This is a genomic window from Aliterella sp. E5.1, from assembly GCF_057473825.1.
Genome location: NZ_JBYCCV010000016.1, coordinates 26640 through 45603, shown reverse-complemented (window position 1 = coordinate 45603; position 18964 = coordinate 26640). Strand labels below are relative to the sequence as shown.

18 protein-coding genes and 1 tRNA gene are annotated in these 18964 nt (G+C 43.6%); 11 read left to right on the top strand and 8 right to left on the bottom strand.

What is annotated here, in order from left to right; all coding sequences use genetic code 11:
- Positions 1-125: 125 nt before the first annotated feature.
- Positions 126-920 (top strand): phosphonate ABC transporter ATP-binding protein, encoded by a 795-nt coding sequence (locus tag AC2VE5_RS08465; protein WP_486887324.1) that lies wholly within the window; start codon positions 126-128, stop codon positions 918-920.
- On the top strand, positions 898-2538 hold the full coding sequence (locus AC2VE5_RS08460) for a PhnE/PtxC family ABC transporter permease (protein ID WP_486887323.1): 1641 nt from the start codon (positions 898-900) through the stop codon (positions 2536-2538). The genes AC2VE5_RS08465 and AC2VE5_RS08460 overlap by 23 nt, the downstream gene beginning before the upstream one ends.
- On the opposite strand, the gene AC2VE5_RS08455 is transcribed toward AC2VE5_RS08460, so the two are convergent.
- The 4 genes from AC2VE5_RS08455 to AC2VE5_RS08440 all read right to left on the bottom strand — a co-directional run bounded on the left by AC2VE5_RS08455 (position 2530) and on the right by AC2VE5_RS08440 (position 6871).
- The gene (locus tag AC2VE5_RS08455; RefSeq protein WP_486887322.1) at positions 2530-3114 is read right to left on the bottom strand and encodes a gamma-glutamylcyclotransferase family protein; all 585 of its coding nucleotides are present in this window, start codon (positions 3112-3114) and stop codon (positions 2530-2532) included. The two genes, AC2VE5_RS08460 and AC2VE5_RS08455, sit on opposite strands and share 9 nt — an antisense overlap.
- Positions 3115-3280: 166 nt before the next feature.
- The gene (gene groL / locus AC2VE5_RS08450) at positions 3281-4954 is read right to left on the bottom strand and encodes a chaperonin GroEL (RefSeq protein WP_486887321.1); all 1674 of its coding nucleotides are present in this window, start codon (positions 4952-4954) and stop codon (positions 3281-3283) included.
- Between the two features lie 159 nt (positions 4955-5113).
- Positions 5114-6076, bottom strand: coding sequence for a CHAD domain-containing protein (locus AC2VE5_RS08445; RefSeq protein ID WP_486887320.1), 963 nt, complete (start codon positions 6074-6076; stop codon positions 5114-5116).
- 108 nt (positions 6077-6184) lie between these two features.
- A complete protein-coding gene (locus tag AC2VE5_RS08440; protein WP_486887319.1) occupies positions 6185-6871 on the bottom strand; it encodes a hypothetical protein in 687 nt (228 codons plus the stop codon).
- 102 nt (positions 6872-6973) lie between these two features.
- Here AC2VE5_RS08440 and AC2VE5_RS08435 point away from each other — a divergent pair, with 102 nt between their 5' ends.
- A complete protein-coding gene (locus tag AC2VE5_RS08435; RefSeq protein ID WP_486887318.1) occupies positions 6974-8023 on the top strand; it encodes a DUF3616 domain-containing protein in 1050 nt (349 codons plus the stop codon).
- On the opposite strand, the gene AC2VE5_RS08430 is transcribed toward AC2VE5_RS08435, so the two are convergent.
- Positions 8020-8424 (bottom strand): NIL domain-containing protein, encoded by a 405-nt coding sequence (locus AC2VE5_RS08430; RefSeq protein ID WP_486887317.1) that lies wholly within the window; start codon positions 8422-8424, stop codon positions 8020-8022. The genes AC2VE5_RS08435 and AC2VE5_RS08430 overlap by 4 nt on opposite strands.
- Positions 8425-8480: 56 nt before the next feature.
- Here AC2VE5_RS08430 and AC2VE5_RS08425 point away from each other — a divergent pair, with 56 nt between their 5' ends.
- A complete protein-coding gene (locus AC2VE5_RS08425) occupies positions 8481-9065 on the top strand; it encodes a thioredoxin family protein (RefSeq protein ID WP_486887316.1) in 585 nt (194 codons plus the stop codon).
- 5 nt (positions 9066-9070) lie between these two features.
- Here the strand turns inward: AC2VE5_RS08425 and AC2VE5_RS08420 are convergent, their stop codons facing one another.
- Positions 9071-9280, bottom strand: coding sequence for a DUF6737 family protein (locus AC2VE5_RS08420; RefSeq protein WP_486887315.1), 210 nt, complete (start codon positions 9278-9280; stop codon positions 9071-9073).
- Positions 9281-9377: 97 nt separating this feature from the next.
- Between AC2VE5_RS08420 and AC2VE5_RS08415 the strand changes: the two genes are divergently transcribed.
- The 5 genes from AC2VE5_RS08415 (at position 9378) to AC2VE5_RS08395 (ending at position 15566) form a co-directional block, all read left to right on the top strand.
- Positions 9378-10019, top strand: coding sequence for a ParA family protein (locus AC2VE5_RS08415; protein WP_486887314.1), 642 nt, complete (start codon positions 9378-9380; stop codon positions 10017-10019).
- The gene (locus AC2VE5_RS08410; RefSeq protein WP_486887313.1) at positions 10019-10564 is read left to right on the top strand and encodes a hypothetical protein; all 546 of its coding nucleotides are present in this window, start codon (positions 10019-10021) and stop codon (positions 10562-10564) included. Before AC2VE5_RS08415 ends, AC2VE5_RS08410 begins: the two co-directional genes overlap by 1 nt.
- A 459-nt stretch (positions 10565-11023) precedes the next feature.
- Positions 11024-12364: an efflux RND transporter periplasmic adaptor subunit gene (locus AC2VE5_RS08405; protein WP_486887312.1), complete on the top strand. Its 1341-nt coding sequence runs from the start codon at positions 11024-11026 to the stop codon at positions 12362-12364.
- 2 nt (positions 12365-12366) lie between these two features.
- On the top strand, positions 12367-15447 hold the full coding sequence (locus AC2VE5_RS08400; RefSeq protein ID WP_486887311.1) for an efflux RND transporter permease subunit: 3081 nt from the start codon (positions 12367-12369) through the stop codon (positions 15445-15447).
- A 47-nt stretch (positions 15448-15494) separates the two neighbouring features.
- Positions 15495-15566 (top strand) — tRNA-Gly (locus AC2VE5_RS08395).
- Between the two features lie 2 nt (positions 15567-15568).
- On the opposite strand, the gene AC2VE5_RS08390 is transcribed toward AC2VE5_RS08395, so the two are convergent.
- Positions 15569-15862 carry a hypothetical protein gene (locus tag AC2VE5_RS08390; RefSeq protein ID WP_486887310.1) on the bottom strand — a complete coding sequence of 98 codons (294 nt, stop codon included), beginning with the start codon at positions 15860-15862 and terminating at the stop codon, positions 15569-15571.
- Positions 15863-16001: 139 nt separating this feature from the next.
- Between AC2VE5_RS08390 and AC2VE5_RS08385 the strand changes: the two genes are divergently transcribed.
- Positions 16002-16823 carry an ABC transporter ATP-binding protein gene (locus tag AC2VE5_RS08385; protein WP_486887309.1) on the top strand — a complete coding sequence of 274 codons (822 nt, stop codon included), beginning with the start codon at positions 16002-16004 and terminating at the stop codon, positions 16821-16823.
- Positions 16824-16885: 62 nt separating this feature from the next.
- Positions 16886-18223, top strand: coding sequence for an MlaD family protein (locus AC2VE5_RS08380; protein ID WP_486887308.1), 1338 nt, complete (start codon positions 16886-16888; stop codon positions 18221-18223).
- Between the two features lie 51 nt (positions 18224-18274).
- Here AC2VE5_RS08380 and AC2VE5_RS08375 read toward each other — a convergent pair whose 3' ends face one another.
- Positions 18275-18949, bottom strand: coding sequence for a vWA domain-containing protein (locus AC2VE5_RS08375; RefSeq protein ID WP_486887307.1), 675 nt, complete (start codon positions 18947-18949; stop codon positions 18275-18277).
- Between the last annotated feature and the right edge of the window lie 15 nt (positions 18950-18964).

Genomic DNA, 18964 nt, shown 5'->3' with positions numbered 1-18964 from the left:
ATTGCTTTTTGATTTGTGATGTCATACTATAGTAATTGTATTTGTCTATCTAAATGCTTGCTAGAAGTAGTTAGTTAGAGCGCAGAGGACAATGTCCTCTGCGCGGAAATTGATAGATCGAGCAGATGGTAGAAAAAACGAATAAAATCGCTGCTAATCAATCAATAAATCGCAATCAATCCCCAATTTTTGAACTGAGAAAAGTTACTAAACAGTTTGGTAACTTTTCAGCGCTTAAAAATATCGATCTAAAAATTTATCCAGGGGAAAGAGTCGCTTTAGTTGGTTCTAGCGGGGCGGGTAAAAGTACGTTAATCAATTTACTTAATGGCACAATTCGCCCGACTAACGGGGAAGTGTGGGTATTAGAGGAGAATTTAGCGCTTTTAAACCCCGCGTCGGTGCGGCAAATTCAAAGGCAAATTGGGACTATTTACCAGCAATTTCATTTGGTAGATAATCTGCAAGTAATTCATAATGTGAATGCGGGGCATTTGGGGCGCTGGTCGTTTTGGCAAGCAGCTTTTTCGCTGATGTTTCCTTTGGAAGTTGCTACAGCTACTCGCGCCTTAACCCAGGTAGGAATTGCGGAGAAATTGTACGAAAGATGCGGAGTTCTTTCGGGAGGACAGCAGCAAAGAGTTGCGATCGCACGGGTATTGGTGCAAAATCCGGCGGCGATATTGGCAGATGAACCAATAGCAAGTTTAGATCCCGAACGCAGCCGCGAAATTATCCAATTGTTGTGTCAATTGAACGCCGAACTAAATAAAACGTTGGTTACAAGTTTGCATGACTTAGAGTTTGCCCGCAATTATTACGGGCGAATTATCGGGTTGCAAGACGGACGAGTTTTGTTCGATTCTCCAGCAAATTTGGTGTCTTCAGAGATGGTTGATGGGTTATATAAAACAAACTAAACCGCCTTTGAAGGGAGTTGTTACTCTATGCGTACTTGCGGTTATTTGGTCGTTGCATTTGGCGAGAGTGTTCCAAGGAGAAGTTGTAAATCCTGGCGGCTGGAGTTTAGTCAAGCAGTTTTTGGTTGCAGCTATTCATCCTAATTTGAGTCAGGAGTTTTTGCTGCTAACTTGGGATGCGACATTAAAAACCTTTGCTTACGCGGTGTGCGGTACTTTTTTGAGTTTAGCTGTCGCAATAATTGGTGGAGTTTTCTGTTCAGAGGTATGGTGGGAAGTTTTGGGGGTATCTGGGCTGCCTTGGTTAGCGCTGCGGGCGGGGTTAGCAATTCCTAGAGCAATTCACGAATTGATTTGGGGTTTATTTTTTATCAATATTTTTGGGCTAGATCCGCTAGTTGCCGTGTTGGCGATCGCAATTCCGTTTGGCGCAATTACTACTAAGGTGTTTTCAGAGATTTTGGACGAGACTCCCCGTCAGCCATTGTTGGCGTTGCTTGGTAGTGGGGTTTCGCCTCTAAATGCTTTTATGTATAGTTTGATTCCCCAAGCACAGACTAATCTGCTTTCCTACGCCTTTTATCGGTTTGAGTGTTCAATTCGCGCGGCGGCGGTACTAGGAATTATTGGCGCGGGGGGTTTGGGTTATCAAATTCTCCTTAGTCTCCAATCTCTGCGCTACGAGGAAATGTGGACTTTATTAATTGCTTTGGTAGTATTGAGCGGCGTTACAGATTTTGCTAGTGCGTTGGTACGCCGTCAGCTTGGCGCACCTAGTCGGCTAGATTTGAATATGTTGAAAAATCAGCCAACTGGAAGCAAGAGCGTACCTAGATGGGCGATTTTAATCGCAGTTATGGCGATCGCATTCTCGTTTTGGTACGTGGATGCAGATTTCAGTAAACTTTGGACACCGCGCACTGGGCAATTATTAGTAGGTGTTTTACAACAAGCGTTCCCGCCCGATTACAGCCAACTAAACCAGATTTTTACGCTTTGCGGTCAAACTTTGGCTATGTCGATTTTGGCGATCGCCTTTGCAGGCTGTGGGGGGATAATTTTATCTTTCTTTGCCGCCAACAACTTTCTCTTACCAGGAGGAATTTTAGATACGGGCAATCGCTGGTGGGGAATAGTAATTTTGGTTTTATCGCGGTTTTTCTTGCTATTTACGCGCGCAATTCCCGCGCCAATTTGGGCATTGATATTTTTATTTGTGCTGTTTCCCGGAATCTTACCAGGTGCGATCGCCCTTGGTATTCATAACTTAGGAATTTTGGGGCGGCTAATGGCAGAAGTTACTGAAAACTTAGACGATCGCCCATTAAAATCCCTCAAAGCCCTGGGTGCTAGTGGTTCTCAAGTGTTCCTTTATGGAGTTTTGCCCCGCACTATGCCCAAGTTTATTGCCTACATCTTGTATCGCTGGGAAGTCTGCATTCGCGCGACAGTAATTGTCGGCTTGGTAGGTGCGGGAGGTTTGGGGCGCTTGCTAACAGAACAACTTAGTAGCTTTGACTACCCTGGAGTCGTTGCTACTTTACTGTGTTTTATCGGCTTAACTTTTGCCGTCGATATAATTAGCGCGACAATTCGGCGGATGCTCTATTCAAGCTGATTTTAGCCCATGACGCTGCTGTAATTGGTGCATATGATTAAACAACTTCCAGCAATATTGTTCGGGTAAGCCGCAAGTTACCGCACCGCGCAACACAACGTTAGAGTACCAATCATTGGGGGCAAGTTCTTCGGTTAATTTATCTACGACCATATAAGTACGAGCGTTGTTGTAAACCTTGCCGTTGCAAGCAATATCTACGTGTTCGTGCCTGTACCAATTGTGATGCACGCCTTCACGCTCGTCTAAAGCGTAACCCAATCGTTGCGGTAGTTGGTAAAGTACGCCTTCAACCGAAGTTGTCGGGTCTTTGATAATATCTAACACGCCACAATTACGAAAGGTGGAATAGCAATAGAAACCTAGTCGGTAGCCAATAAGTGTAGCCGCACCGACAACGTAGATATGAGTTTTTTCGCCGAGACTTCGCTTTAGATCCACTGGACACATACAAGAACCATAAGCAAAGTAGTAGAACATTGGTTCTCGCTGTTGCTGTTTTTGCATTCTTACATTGGTATTTGCCCAATTATAAGCTGCCAAAGTGTCTTTAATTTGTCCAGTCTGAACGCTCATATCGCTCTAGGTGTTTTCTACTTAGGCAGATTCTAGCAGAACTTTATTACTAAATACAACTAAATTCCGACCGAGAAACCGTAGATTAAATTAATGCACAAAAAAGCAGTCTACCCTAAAGGCAAACTGCTAAATAAATTATTCAGTGGTAATTAGTAGCTAGGGATTACATCATCCCCATGCCACCCATACCGCCCATGCCACCCATGCCACCCATACCGCCCATGCCACCCATGCCACCCATATCAGGCGCAGGAGCATTCTTTTCGGGCTTCTCAACAACCAATGCTTCGGTAGTTATTACCATTCCAGCAATGGAGCCAGCGTTTTGCAACGCCGATCGCACGACTTTAGCAGGATCGATAATTCCGGCGGCGATTAAGTCTTCAAATACGCCTGTAGCAGCGTTGTAGCCAATGTTTAAGTCAGTTTCGCGCACTTTCTCCACGATTACCGAGCCTTCCACACCCGCATTATCTGCCATCTGACGCAAAGGAGCTTCCAAAGAGCGCCCAACAATATCTGCGCCAATTTTTTCTTCTTCAGTCAAGCTATTTTTAATCTCATTGATTTGCTTGCCCAGATAGATCAGTGTCGCCCCACCACCGGGAACAATACCTTCTTCTACTGCCGCTTTGGTAGCATTTAACGCATCTTCAATCCGCAATTTGCGGTCTTTTAGCTCAGTTTCTGTTGCTGCACCAACTTTAATTACCGCCACACCGCCTGCAAGTTTGGCGATTCGCTCTTGGAGTTTTTCGCTGTCGTACTCAGAATCAGTGTCTTCTAACTGTCTGCGAATTTGACCAATCCGCTTTTCAACTTCGGCGGTATATTCGCCCGTAGCAACAATAGTAGTTGACTCTTTATCAATGGTAAGTTTCCGAGCAACGCCCATCATTTCCAAAGTTACGGCATCTAAAGTCAAACCGACTTCCTCAGAAATCATTTGTCCGCCTGTTAGCACCGCAATATCTTGTAACAAAGCTTTGCGGCGATCGCCAAATCCGGGTGATTTAATCGCACAAGCACTCAATACGCCCCGCGCCTTATTTACTACCAAAGTTGCCAAGGCTTCCCCGTCTACATCTTCGGCAATAATTAGCAATGGTTGCCCAGAACGCGCAACTTTTTCCAGTACCGGAACTAAGTCTTGAATACTGCTAATTTTTTGATCGGCAATCAAAATCCGGGCATTTTCGTACTCTACTACCATCCGCTCGTTGTCGGTAATAAAGTAAGGAGAAATATAACCCCGATCTATTTGCATTCCTTCGACTACTTCCAAATCTGTAGTCAAAGACTTAGATTCTTCAACAGTGATTACACCATCTGTCGTAACTTTTTCCATTGCTTCGGCAATCATTTTGCCGACTTCTTCGTCATTACCCGCCGAGACGGTAGCAACTTGGGCGATCGCACTTCCTTGGACTGGTTTGGCTATTTGAGCGATCGTTTCTACCAATTTGTCGATGGTTTTTTCGATCCCTCGACGCAGGCTTACAGGATTTGCACCCGCCGCTACATTCTTCAAGCCTTCTTTAATCATCGCTTGAGCGAGGACTGTAGCTGTAGTTGTACCGTCGCCAGCAACATCTTTAGTTTTTGAAGCAACTTCTTGAATTAGTCTTGCACCCGTATTTTCTAAGGGATCTTCTAATTCAATTTCTTTGGCAACGGTAATGCCATCATTGACAATTTGCGGAGTGCCAAATTTCTTCTCTAGCAGCACATTCCGCCCTTTTGGACCCAAAGTAATGCGAACTGCATCGGCTAAGGCATTTACGCCTCGCTCTAGCGCTCGCCGGGATTCTTCGTTAAATGCAATAATTTTTGCCATATTCTGTTATCCACGCGCTTCCATTAGCCAATTTAGCACTCTCTAGCGTTGAGTGCTAATTATCAAGCATTATAAATAAATTGCGCTTTAGTTTACAGCACTGATTTTTAGCTTGTTTTAGGGAGACAGCAAGACAGTTTTTACCCAAAAGTCAAAATGTTAACCTGCAAGATTTAACTTAGGTTCGAGTATGGCGACGTGAAATCCTTTTCTCCTGTCAACACTCAAGTATTGGGTTTGTAAATTTTGCCACTGCTGCCAGGCGGTATAGTTTGCTTTGGCGAGTTCAGACATTAAGGTAGGAACGGAACGCTCAATATTATCTGCTGATGCTTCTTTGAGAAACTCTGTCAAAACATTGCTGTCTTGAATCTTGCCGAGAATTTCTTGAATAGCTTTTATATCTTCCAAATAACTAGCATAATTGTCGCCGTAGAACTCACTAAATACTTCCATTTGATAGCGAATGCGTTTAGTTTCTTTCCGCAAACTATGCAGTAAGTATCCCTGTTTTTCTAATACTTTCTCCACTGCCTCTATTTCTATCACCTTGGCATCGCTACCTACTAACCAGCCCGGATGTAGAAGCAATTTACTGACTTCTGGTAGTAGCAAGTCTGGCAATACTTCCTCAATCGGCAGTTTAGCAATTTCTTGATACTTAGGCTGCTTCAACCACTCATTTAATGACTCTTTTAATAATTTATATTGCTTGCCTTCTATACTTTCTTTGACTTCCGCTAGAGCGTAACGTCGCTGTTTACTTATATCTCCTAAAGCTGTTTCCAAATACTTTTGTTCTTTGGCGGGCAAACTTGGCTTGTAATCATTTTCTAAAGCAGCGCCCAGTACATCTAGATCGCGCAATGAGCCTAAAATTCGCGCAAGTTTACCAATTTTTTTTTCTGTTGCTGACTTGGGCAATTTTAAAGCTGGGGCGAATCCTGCGATCGCACTGCGCAAGCGTCTCATTCCTACACGCATCTGATGTAAGTCTTCGGGGCTTTTGTCTTTTAGGACATCTTTTTCGTGCTTGACAATTTTTTGCAAATGCTTAGCGATCGCAATAGATGCCCAGTCACCTAAAGTTTTTGATTGAGTTTTTAAATCGTTGACTATCATGTTACTTAGCTTCTTTACCTACTTAGAGTCTTTAATATTGTTCCTAAGTATTGCCTTGTATCAACCTACTTTCAGACTATATCGTAAGTAATAGTTAGAAAGCTTAACCTAATTAATACTAACCATTGCTTGCCAAGAAGGGCTTGTCATATGTGACGGTTGAGCAATGCCTAAATCGTAGCTAATCGTTGCTTCTCCGGTGTCTAGCTGCTTGATAAAGGGCTTACCAGTCCATATTTGACAACCGCAAGCCTTTTTTGGCTCTTGGAGCTTGTAGCTGCCGTCCGTTGCCTCTAGTTGAAAAAACTCAATGTGCCAATGAGCAGGTTCGACTGCAATATTAGCCTGCGTTTCATCAGCTTTCACTGTTAAAGGAAAAAAATCAATATCGATCGCATCGGGACTAAACTTATGTTCGCGCACTAATTCTAATACTTGCTGCCAGCTACTAACGTCGCTGCTAGTTTCTGCACCGATAAAGCGTGCGCCCCACAACCAGACAAGTTTACTTAAAATACTTTCAACGCGGGCAAAGTCGCTTTGCAATAATGCCACATCTTCCGGTAGCAGCAATCGACCCGGAATGCACCACCAGTATGCCCAAGAAGTGGTATGGTCAAGAGGAATAATGCGTTTAACTATGCCGGAAATGCGAAGCCCGTTACCGGGCGCGCTTGCGCTATCGCCTTTTTCCCCATCGCTAATTTTTGTCGCCGCCAACTCTAAACTATCGCCCAAAGGATGTTCCGGTGCATCCATTATCTCTGATGAAATAAATAAACTAGCTTCATTCATCACAGCACTCCTTAAATAACTTGCTCTTTTTAGAGCTTAATTCATTGACTCGTTTTAATAGCATTTTTTCACTTTGGTTAATAATAGGTTAAGAGCAAATTTATGGATTACGCACCTATTTTAAATAAAATCACTCTCAAGTTTACTGATACTTTTCAGGAACATCGGCAAGATGTTTCTGCTATCCGGTTAACGCCAGATAATTATTTATGGTTAGGCTCCGATGAAACTTCAACGATTGAAAGATTATCTTTTGTTGATGCTCAAACTTATGCAAATCACAAGCATTTTAATGTAATAGATTTTATTAGCTTACCAGCCCCCGCCGAGGATGAAATTGACATTGAAGGTTTTGCGTATAGCGACTATTATTTATGGTTTGTTGGCTCTCATAGTTGGAAGCGTAAAAAGCCAAAATCCGATAAAACTGATGAGAAAAATCTTAATAGATTAACCAAACTTCAATCTGAGCCAAATCGTTATTTAATTGGGCGTATTCCCTTAATTAATGGTGAATTAGTCAAATCTTGCTCTCACCCTGACGACCCGCAAAAACAGCTAACTGCGGCAAAATTGGATGTTACCAAAAGCGGTAACTTGTTAATGGATGCTTTAGTAAACGATCCTCATCTTGGTGCATACGTCCAAGCTACAATTCCTGGTAAAGAAAACGGTTTTGATATTGAAGGAATAGCCGTATATAACGATCGCATATTTCTTGGTTTGCGAGGTCCGGTGCTACGCGGTTGGGCGGTAATGCTAGAACTTGAACTAGAACCAAATGGTACAGATTTATTAAAGTTAAAACAAGGGCAATATAAAAAGCATTTTATCTATCTAAATGGGCTAGGCATTAGAGATTTGTGTTTAGCTGAAGAAGACTTATTAATACTCGCCGGACCAACGATGGATCTAGATGGACCAGTGAGAGTTTATCGCTTAGAAAATGGAGTAAATTTGCCAGAAAATGTATTATCTAAACCACAACAAATATTAGAAATTCCCTATGGCAATGGTGACGACCACGCAGAAGGAATGACGCTATTTACAGATAATGCGGAAACACCTTCAATATTAGTCGTTTACGATTCCCCGGCTACCGAAAGATTGCCAGGAGTGGGGGACGTAATCGCAGATGTATTTAAACTCTAGAGATTGGTAGAAATAGCTTGGACGGGACAAGTAGGTATACACTGTTCGCAGACTATACAACGCGATCGCGTAAATGCCAACTGAAAAGTTTCGCTATTGATAGTCAAAGCTTCGGTAGGACAAACCCCCGTACACAAACCACAATCTACACAAACATCTCGATCGATGACTATTTCGGCTAAAGCTTGAGATACACCAATGTTTTGCGATCGCATCCACTCAATTGCCGCATCTAGTTGATCGATGTCTCCTGATAATTCTAGTACCAGTTTACCAATTTGGTTTGGTGCTACTTGAGCGCGGATAATATTGGCAGCGACATTGTAATCTTTTGCTAGTCGATAAGTGACTGGCATTTGAATAGTGCGTTTGGGGAAGGTTAGAGTTACTCGTTTTTTCACAGCAGTTACTAAGGTAAAATAAATAGGATACTTAATAAGTTGTAATAAAAGATTTTATGGCTACAAATATAGAACCTACTCCCGAAACAACAGTCGGGACGAAAGTTAGAAATTTATTAATTGTTTTAGTTGCTGTTGCTCTGAGCATCGCTTTATTTTTGGGCTTGCGAACCGATAGCAACGCGGTTTCTCTCACCACTTTAGCGGAAAAATCTACACCGTTAGAAGTTGCGATGAGTAATGGCAAACCTACCTTAATGGAATTTTATGCTAACTGGTGCGGTAGCTGTCAAGCAATGGCTCCCGATATTGCTCAGTTAGAGAAAGAGTACGACAAATCAGTAAACTTTGTGATGCTGAACGTAGACAATACTAAGTGGTTGCCGGAAATTTTGCAGTATCGGGTAGATGGTATTCCTCATTTTGTATTTAGTGGTAAAGACGGAAAAGCGATCGCTCAAACCGTAGGTAAGCAACCCTATACAATTATGAGTAGCAATTTGGATGCTTTGATTGCGGACGCGCCTCTACCTTACGCGCAAAGTAACAAAGGAGCGGTTTCTGCTTTTGCTGCACCCGTCGAACCTACAGCAAAAAATTCCGACGATCCGCGCTTGCATGGCGCTCAAGTAGTTAATTAAAGCAACTATTCCCTATTATCTGTAAAGAGTTTGGGGAAAATCAGCACAAAATAAATCATCCAAGCTAATACGGGAATTGCCACAAAAATTGTTATCCACAGATTGCTTAGTAGCAGCCAACTACCACCAATTAGCGAGATACCTGTAAGGACGATAGACCAAGGCTGACACCACCAAGGTTTATAATTCCAAATGCTTGTAGATTTTTGAGTCATAGTCAAAGAAATTAAACGCTGCTAGTTGTCGTATTCTAGAAGTTTAGGCAGACAAATAGTTTAATAACTCAAAAATTGATTAACAGGAATTTTTTAGATGTCATCGCCCCCAAGGATAATTGTTGTAAGTAATGGCAAAGGCGGTGTGGGCAAGACTACAACAACTATGTCATTAGCAAGTATTTTGGCTGAAAAATACAAACTGTTAGCCGTTGATGCTGATAGTCAAGGCAGTTTTACTTGGTGGGTACAACAAAGTAAAAAGGGTATAGGCTTCGATCTTGCTCAAGAAACCGACCCGCGATTATTAGAAAACTTGAGGAAGGTTGTAGGCTACGATCTAATCATAGTAGATACGCCACCAGCCTTGAGTTCTGCAACTTTAGCCGCCGTAATTCCGGCGGCGGATTACTTAGTTTTACCTACACCGCCAGCGCCAATGGATTTGGCTGTTTTAGTGGAGACAGTAAAGCAAGCTATTACACCAGCTAAAGTCGCTCATCGTGTACTGTTAACGAAAGTAGACACGCGCAGTTTAGGGGAAGCACTGGAGGCACAAAAAACACTCAGAGAACTAGGCATTCCTGTCTGTACGGCGTTTGTAAGAGCTTACAAGGCTCACGAACGAGCCGCGCTAGAGGGGATGACAATTACTCAGTGGCGGGGGAGAAATGGACGAGAAGCAGAGGCGGATTATCGCCGGGTAGTAGATGAAATACAGAAAGATTGGAGAAAGTAATGGTTAGAAAACGAATCGGAGATTTGTTGCGGGAAGAAGCCCAGCAACCTGTAGAAAGAGAAGGCGCACCAGTGACTGATGAAAATAATGCCCAAGATAAGGAAGTTAAAGAAGAATTGCCACCAGTAAATATTCCCGCAACAAAAAGCAGACGCTCGACTCCAGTAAGTGCAACAGAGTCGCAAACACCAGTTGATGAATTAAAAGCATTATTGCAAACAGCCCAGAAAACAGAAAGCTCGTTGCAAAAACAAATTACTGAATTGAAGTCCCAACTCCAAGAACAAAAGAAATTAGTCAAAGAGTTGCAAACCCAAAGTTCTCACGAACAACAGCTTAAAACAGAATTAGAAGAAGCAAAAAAAACAATACTTAAACTTGCTGAAGTTAGTTCTAAACCAACGGCAAAAGCTGGTACAGCTAAACAAGAAAGTAGGCTTGCGCCCGCAACATCTACTCGCGCCGAAAAATTACCTAATTATTCCGATCCCTCAGAACGCCCCAATACCACTCTTGGCAACAAAGATATTGGCTGGTTTGATTAATAAGTAGGTAAAAAAATAGCGATCGCTTTAGATAGTTACAATTTGAGTAAAGGCGATCGCATTTTAATTATTTTAAGCGTCTACTAATTCAAAATTAACCTAGTATTATCTAGCTCTTTTCGGGAAATCTGCAAAGAGACTCAGGTTAAAGCTTTAGCGTCCCGCAGGTTCCAACGCGCTGAATTTGGCGATTAGAGTCAAGAGTAGCACCTAGAAAGCGTGCTTAGGTAGAGGTAAAAACTCGATGCGGTTACTTAACCGTAGCATAACGCCATAGGAAACCTTAGCCTCCCTGATGGCAACTCGATCTACGGGAATTCACAAAGAAGACACGCTCCCAAATAACAATACCACAAAAATTACATCACTTACACGCATAGATTTCCCAAATCAGCAAAGATATTGAGATATATTAATTAGAGTGCTAAGTTTTTATTGAAATAACGGGCAGGCGATCGCGTGGCTGAAACTGTAGATGTCGCTGAAAGTCAAAAAAATATACCTGAAAGGGAACAGCCAGAACAAAAATTTGTGCTGGAAAAAGAGGTAGAAACCGAGCAGATTGTAACGACCAAGCAGCGTCAGCGCTCTAGAGGATGGCTAATGCCACTACTCTTAGGCACGGGGATCGGAATTGGTTTGGCAGGGGTAGGCATGACTATTATGAATCGCCCCAATACGATCAAGCCTGCCGCTACCGCGCCAAATGCGATCGCACCGCCCGCAATCAGCGTAACTGTTGCCCCCGTCCAGCTTACTCCCGTCGCCCGCACACTCAACGTCACGGGAACCGTCAACGCGCGGGACTTGCTCCCAGTGTTGCCTCAAGCCACAGGCTTGCAAATCGAGCAACTATTGGTAGATGAAGGCGACTCCGTAAAAAGAGGACAAACTCTAGCTGTTTTAGATAATTCTGTATTGCAAACTCAAATCGCTCAAGCAAAAGCAGAAGTAGAATCCAATCGAGCCGTAGTCCAGCAAAGATTAGCCGCCCTAGTTCAAGCCCGTGCGACTCTAAGCGAAGCAAACAGCAACCTTGAACGATATAGGCGACTAGCCGAGCAAGGGGCAATTAGCCGTCAAGAATTAGAAACCCGTTCGACTACCGCTACTACAGCTAGAGAAGCAATTAGTGTTGCCCAGGCTAATATTGCCAGCGCCGAAGCGGATGTCCGCATCAGTATCGCCCGCGTCCAGCAACAACAAACCCAACTAAATCAAACTATAGTCCGCGCTCCTGCTAGTGGGATAATTGCCGAGCAAACTGCCCAAGTTGGGGATGTCGCCAATAGTACGCAAAAAATATTTTCAATTATTCAAAATGGCTCTTTAGAATTGCAGGCAAAAGTACCAACAACTAATTTAGCCCAAGTAAAAATCGATGCTCCGGCAGTAATTACTAGCGATGCAGACCCCCGCTTGCGCTTGAGCGCCAAAGTCAGAGAAATAGCCCCCCTCGTAAACCCGCAAAGCCGCGAAGCAACAGTAAGAATAGATATGCCAGCAACTTCTCTGTTGCGACCGGGAATGTTTGCCAGTGCCGCAATTACGATCGCTAATGTCCCCGGAATTGCCATTCCTGCCAAAGCTGTATTACCTCAAAGCGACGGTAACGCGATCGCTTTTGTATTAACGGACGGCGATCTAGTGCGCAGTCAACAAATTGAAGTAGGAGAAGTTATTGGTAAGGGGAGTGTAGAAATTATTAAGGGATTGAAAATAGGCGATCGCGTAGTCGTTGCAGGCGCTGGCTATCTCAAAGATGGCGACAAAGTACAAGTAGTAGCACAAGGTAAATAACTATGGATTTTAACCTTTCTGCTTGGTCAATTCGCCGCCCTGTACCCACAATAGTTTTATTTTTATTTCTGACGATTATCGGTTGGTTTTCGTTTACAACTTTAGGCATCGATATTAATCCAAATATTGATGTTCCTGCCGTTTCCGTCACTGTTACCCAACCAGGGGCGGGACCTTCAGAACTAGAATTTCAAGTAACCAAGCCCGTGGAAGATGCCATAGCGGGCTTGGGAAACATTGACAATATGATTTCTACCGTCAATGACGGCGTTTCGACAACAATTATTAACTTTGACTTGGGTACAGATAGCGATCGCGCTACCAATGACGTGCGTAATGCCGTTGCCCAAATTCGCCAAAATTTACCTCAAGATATTAACGAGCCGATTATTCAAAGGTTAGAATTTTCCGGCGGCGCAATCATGACCTACGCTGTAGTTTCTAACCAGCAATCAGTAGAAGAATTAAGCAACTTAGTAGACGAAACTATTAGCCGCGCCCTTTTATCAGTCCAAGGGGTTGCTGAAGTCCGCCGCGATGGTGGTGTAGACCGCGAAATTAGAATAAATTTAGCTCCCGAACGCTTGCAAGCATTGGGAATAACAGCAACGGCAGTAAACGAGCAAATTCGCGCCTTCAACGTCAACTTACCCGGAGGAAGAACTGAAGTAGGCGGTAGCGAACAAAGTATCCGCACTCTCGGCAGTGCCGCTACAGTTAGGGAATTACAGAACTATCAAATCGTGTTACCCAATGGCAGTTTTGTGCCGTTATCGAGCTTAGGGGAAGTTGAGGATAGTTTTGCCGAACCAAGGACGGCGGCTTATCTCAATAACCAGCCAGTAGTCGCTTTTTCTATACTGCGTAGTACGGGTACAACCTTAGTATCGGTAGAAGAAGGGGTAATTAAAGCCGTAGAAAAGCTGCAAAAAACCCTGCCTAGGGATGTGAAATTAGAATTAATTTTTACGCGCGGTGATTTTATCCGCGAATCTTACGAAAATACTATTGACGATTTGGTACAAGCTTCCGCCCTTGCCGTAATTACGATCTTGGTATTTTTGCGCGATTGGCGGGCAACTCTAATTACAGCGATCGCTCTGCCTCTATCTATTCTGCCAACTTTTGCTGTCCAACACGCTTTAGGCTACACCCTCAACAACATGACTTTGCTAGCGTTGGCGTTGGCGGTGGGCAACTTGGTAGACGATACCGTAGTCGAAGTCGAAAACATGGAACGGCATATTGGCATGGGTAAAACCCCCCGTCAAGCCGCCTTTGACTCGTCGGCGGAAGTCGGTTTAGCGGTACTTGCTAGTGCCGCAACAATTATTGCGGTATTTTTGCCTGTAGCTTTTATGGGCGGGATTCCTGGGCAATTTTTTCAACCTTTTGGGGTGACGGTTGCCGTTTCGACAATTTTTTCTACTTTGGTAGCGCGGACTATTACCCCGATGTTGGGGGCTAATATGTTTAAACCAAAAACAAATAAACAAATCAGAAAGGAGGAGACACGTAATAGTAGAAGGCGATTCCAACCTTATCGAAAATTACTAAATTGGGCATTAAGTCATCGCTTAACTACTATCGGCATTGCGATTACTTTTTTCATTGGCAGTTTAGCCCTTATTCCTTTAATTCCTCAAGGATTTATTGATAATGGCGACTTGGGGATTTCGACAGTTTCAATCGAACTACCACCCGGTTCGACCTTGGCTGACACGCGCAAAGTAGCCACCCAAGCCACAGATATTTTGCGCCGCAGTCCCGCCGTTGAAAATGTCCTAACAACTCAAGAAATAGATTCAGCAACGCTGATTGTCAATCTCCAGCCCAAAAAAACCAGGGAACTATCTCAAGTAGAATACGAGCAACAAATGCGCCCGTTACTGCAAAAAATTCCTGGGGCGAGAATTAGTTTTCAAAGTCAAGGGGCAGCAGGTAGTACCAAAGATTTAACTATTGTCTTAAAGAGCGAAAATGCGCCAGCTTTAACCGAAGTTGCTAATAACTTAGAAAAGCAAATGCGTTCGGTTCCCGGCTTAGTAGAAGTCGCCTCTACCGCCAGCCTAGTCAAACCAGAAATTTTAATTGTCCCCAACCCTGAAAAAGCCGCCGACTTGGGAGTAAACGTGCAGTCAATTGCTCAAACCACATCCTTGGCAACCATTGGTGACAACGAGGCAAACTTAGCTAAATTTAATTTAAGAACCCGCCAAATTCCCATCCGCGTGCAAATTGCCGAGCAAGCAAAGGAAGATATTAATACTTTAAGAAATCTGCGCGTACCAGGTAAAAACAATACCTTAGTCCCCCTAATCGCCGTTGCAGATATTCGTTACGGTAGCGGTCCAGCACAAATAGACCGCTACGATAGATCCCGTCAAGTTTCGGTAGAAGCCAACTTACAAGGCATTGCTCTCGGCGATGGCGTACAAGCGGTAGACAAGTTACCAGCCTTAAATCCCTTACCGCCGGAAGTCGTGCGCCAAAGTGCGGGGGATGCGGAAATTATGCAAGAAATCTTTGGGCGTTTTGGTACGGCGCTGGCACTGGCAATTATGTGTATTTATGCCATTTTAGTGCTGTTGTACAACAACTTCCTTCACCCGCTCACAATTATGGTGGCGTTGCCTTTATCTTTGGGTGGGGCGCTGTTGGGCTTGTTAATTGCTCAAAAAGCTCTAGGACTTTATGCTCTAATTGGAATTGTCTTACTAATGGGGATTGTGACCAAAAACTCAATTTTGTTAGTAGACTATACCATCATGTACTTAGAAGAAGGCAAAACTCAGCGTCAAGCGCTGATAGAAGCTGGTTTGTCGCGCCTGCGACCAATTTTGATGACTTCTCTAGCTACAGTAGCGGGAACTATACCCTTAGCTTTAGGATTGGGAGCGGGGGCAGAAGTCCGCAGCCCGATGGGAATTGCAATTATGGGCGGATTTACAACTTCTACGCTGCTGACACTGGTAGTTGTGCCTGTACTATTTACCTATGTAGATAACTTCCAATCTTGGATTCTCAAGCGACTAAAGCATGGATGGAGCAGAAGCTCGATGCGCAAGCAAATTTCCGAATAACTAACGAGCAATCAAAAATTAGTCGTATAATATTACTTTGCTCTGTTGCGGGTATAGTTCAGTGGTAGAACGTCAGCTTCCCATGCTGAATGTCGTCGGTTCGAGTCCGATTACCCGCTTTTTAGCGATAACCTAGATCGGTTTCTTCTAAACTAGCCCCACTAGAGGTAGGAGGAGCATTATTTGGAGTAGGCGCGGGTGGTACAGAGTTGCTGGAACTAGCGGGGACTGTCGGCGTAACGCTTCGAGGTCTAGCAGGGCTGGGAGTAGATTGTGCTGGTGGAGACGACGGCGTGTTTTCTGGTTTATTGAAGCCTAGTAGTACAGCAGAAGTAGCAAAGTATTTTGTCCACCGCTCAATTGTTGGTTGTTGTTGCCAATCAAAACGGGAAACTCTAGAAAATAGTAGCGGCACTTGTTGCCCTTGGCGATCGCCTAAAATAGTTATAGCAATTTCTGCGCGGTCAAGGTTATTAGTTAAGATACTTTCACCACAAAAGTTGATAATTCATTTTGCTTTGCGCCAAAATTGTTGTAGACAGTAACAAAGTAAAATGCACTACTTGAATGCAACAGAAACTTTTCCACCTGCTACTACTGAACCAATAATTGAATTAAAGGGCATTAGTAAAAACTTTGGCAAAAGTGTAATTTTAGACAACGTAGACTTAAAAATGTACCGAGGAGAAGCCTTAGCAATTATTGGACCTTCGGGTACGGGGAAATCGACCATTTTAAGAATTATTGCTGGGTTATTAGCGCCAGATGCTGGGGAAATATACATAGAAGGACAGCTAAGATCGGGGTTAATTGAAGATGGTAACGATTCAATTGGCATAGGTATGGTATTTCAGCAAGCCGCTTTATTTGACTCGCTCACGGTAGAGGAGAATGTAGGATTTTTGCTATTTCAACACTCCAAACTCAAAAAGTCGCGCATTAGAGAACTGGTAAAGCAAAAACTAGAAATGGTAGGCTTGGGGGAAGCGGGAAGCCGCTACCCTGCCGAATTATCGGGAGGAATGCGTAAGCGAGTTAGTTTTGCCAGGGCAATTATGGCAAACCCCAACAACCCCAAAGATGTCTCAGAAGTTTTGCTATACGATGAACCTACCGCCGGATTAGATCCGATCGCATCTACAGTAATTGAAGACTTGATCCGTCAGTTGCAATCCACTCAAGGAGTTTGTAGCACTTACGCGATTGTTACTCACCAAGACAGCACTATTCGCCGCACTGCCGATCGCATAATCTTTCTGTATCAAGGTAAAGTGCAATGGGAGGGAACTGTAAGCGATACTCAAACTACAGATCATCCTTTAATCAAACAATTTTTTAGCGGTAGTGTAGAAGGACCAATTCATATAATTGGTTGAGGTGCATGGGTTTTACCCTTATAGCAGATTGTCAGCTAAATACTAATAGCTAGGAGAATATTTTGATCCGATCGCGCACAGTTCGAGAAGGCTCTGTTGGTTTATTAATCCTTCTAGGTTTAGGGTTGCTAGGGGGATTTATTCTTTGGCTGCAAGGAATGCAATTAAATAAACGCAGCTATACAGCTACCGTCTCTTTTGCCAATGTCGGTGGAATGCAAGAGGGGGCAAATGTTCGCTATCGGGGGGTAAATGTCGGTAGTATTGTAGCGATTAAACCAGGCGCAAACGGTGTAGATGTTGAGATGGAAATTAGTCCCGCCGACATCATAATTCCTCGCAATGCCGTAATTGAAGCCAATCAATCGGGTTTGATTAGCGAAGTTAGTATTGATATTACGCCCCAAACTCAGCTATCTCCCCAATTGGTTGTCGCCCAACCCCTAGATGAAAATTGCGATCGCAATTTAATTATTTGTGACGGTTCTCGGCTTCAAGGTCAAATTGGTATTAGTCTAGATGCGCTGATTCGTTCTTCAACCAATTTTGCTAGTATCTACGGCAATCCAAAGCTATATGCCAACCTAAATACTGCCGTAAACAATGCAGCCAGGGCTGCGTCGGAAGTAACTCAGCTTACCCGCGAACTTGAAGTTTTATCCAAGTCTACCCGCCAGCAACTCGGAACTTTTTCTACGGCGGCAACTTCCGTAGAAAAAGCTGCCAATGAAATTAGCACTTCAAGCCGCAAAACCCTAAATCAATTTGGCACTACCGCATCGCAGCTAAATACAACTACAGCTAATGTCAATCGGTTAGTAAATAATGTCGATAGTTTGGTAACGACCAATCGCTCTACTTTAGTTACTACTCTAAACAATCTCAACCGGGCAAGCGAACAGTTGCAAGGGACATTTGGCGAGCTATCACCCACACTTAATCGTCTCAACCAAGGGCAATTAGTCCAAAATCTAGAAACCCTATCTGCCAACGCTGCGGAAGCTTCTGCCAACCTCCGCAATGCCTCTAACGCTCTAAACGATCCTAATAATATTTTGGTATTGCAGCAAACTCTAGATTCGGCGCGGGTAACTTTTGCTAATGCCCAAAAAATCACCTCAGATTTGGACGAACTAACCGGAGATCCTCAGTTTCGTCAAAACGTCCGCGAAATAGTCGATGGTTTGAGTGGTTTGGTATCTACTACCCAACAATTAAAACAGCAAGTACAGGTAGCAGAAAGCTTAGACTCCACCCCAGAGGAAAAATTAAATGTAATTTCTAATAGCTCCCCGATTTCTGTCATGCCAAAGGTAGATAATGCAGAGTTTTCCTTAGCTCAAAAAACTTTAAACCAAATTTCATCTACAAAAGAGGAAGATTTCAGGGAAGCTCAATAAAATAGTTGCGGGGAAAGAAGTCAAAAAATTGCGCCTTAATCCCCGTCAGACTTAAATTATACCCCAACCAGGCGGCGGCAAAGGTATTTGTTCATCCATTCTTGATTGCGATACTCGCTGCATACTGGCAGAAAGCCAGATAAACATTTCTTGAAAGTTTAAACCCACTAACTTCAAAGGACTGCGAGCAACGATTTGGGAAAGGCGAGTCATATTTGCTCCTTCTACACCTACAGCAAAGAAAGCTACGCGCTTATTAGCTTCATCTTCTTTGATCCGTTGGGCGGCTTGCTCTATCAAACTATCTGGTTCGCCTTGGGGTTCTCCATCGGTAATTAAAAATACCCAAGGACGATAATAAGCGACTCCATTGGCGCTGTACTCAGCTTTGCGGCTAGATACCATATCTAGCCCTTTATGAATTGCCGAACCCATGACTGTTAAACCTTGAGCCTTTAGTGTTGGTGGTTCAAATTGGTCGGCGGTAATAAAATCTTGGACTACATTCACATCGCTATTGAAGGTAAGAATTGCGACTTCAACTCGCTTTTTGGCTAAGTTATCGCGATTTAGCTCCTCCTTAAATATTTTTAATCCTTCATTTAGGGCATTAATCGCCTCACCTTGCATGGAACCCGAAGTGTCGAGCAACAACACGCAGGGACAGCGCGGTTCTGGGTTCTCAGCAAATTCAACAGCATCCTCAAGTCTTAAAAAATCAGGCATAGTAAGAGCAATTAT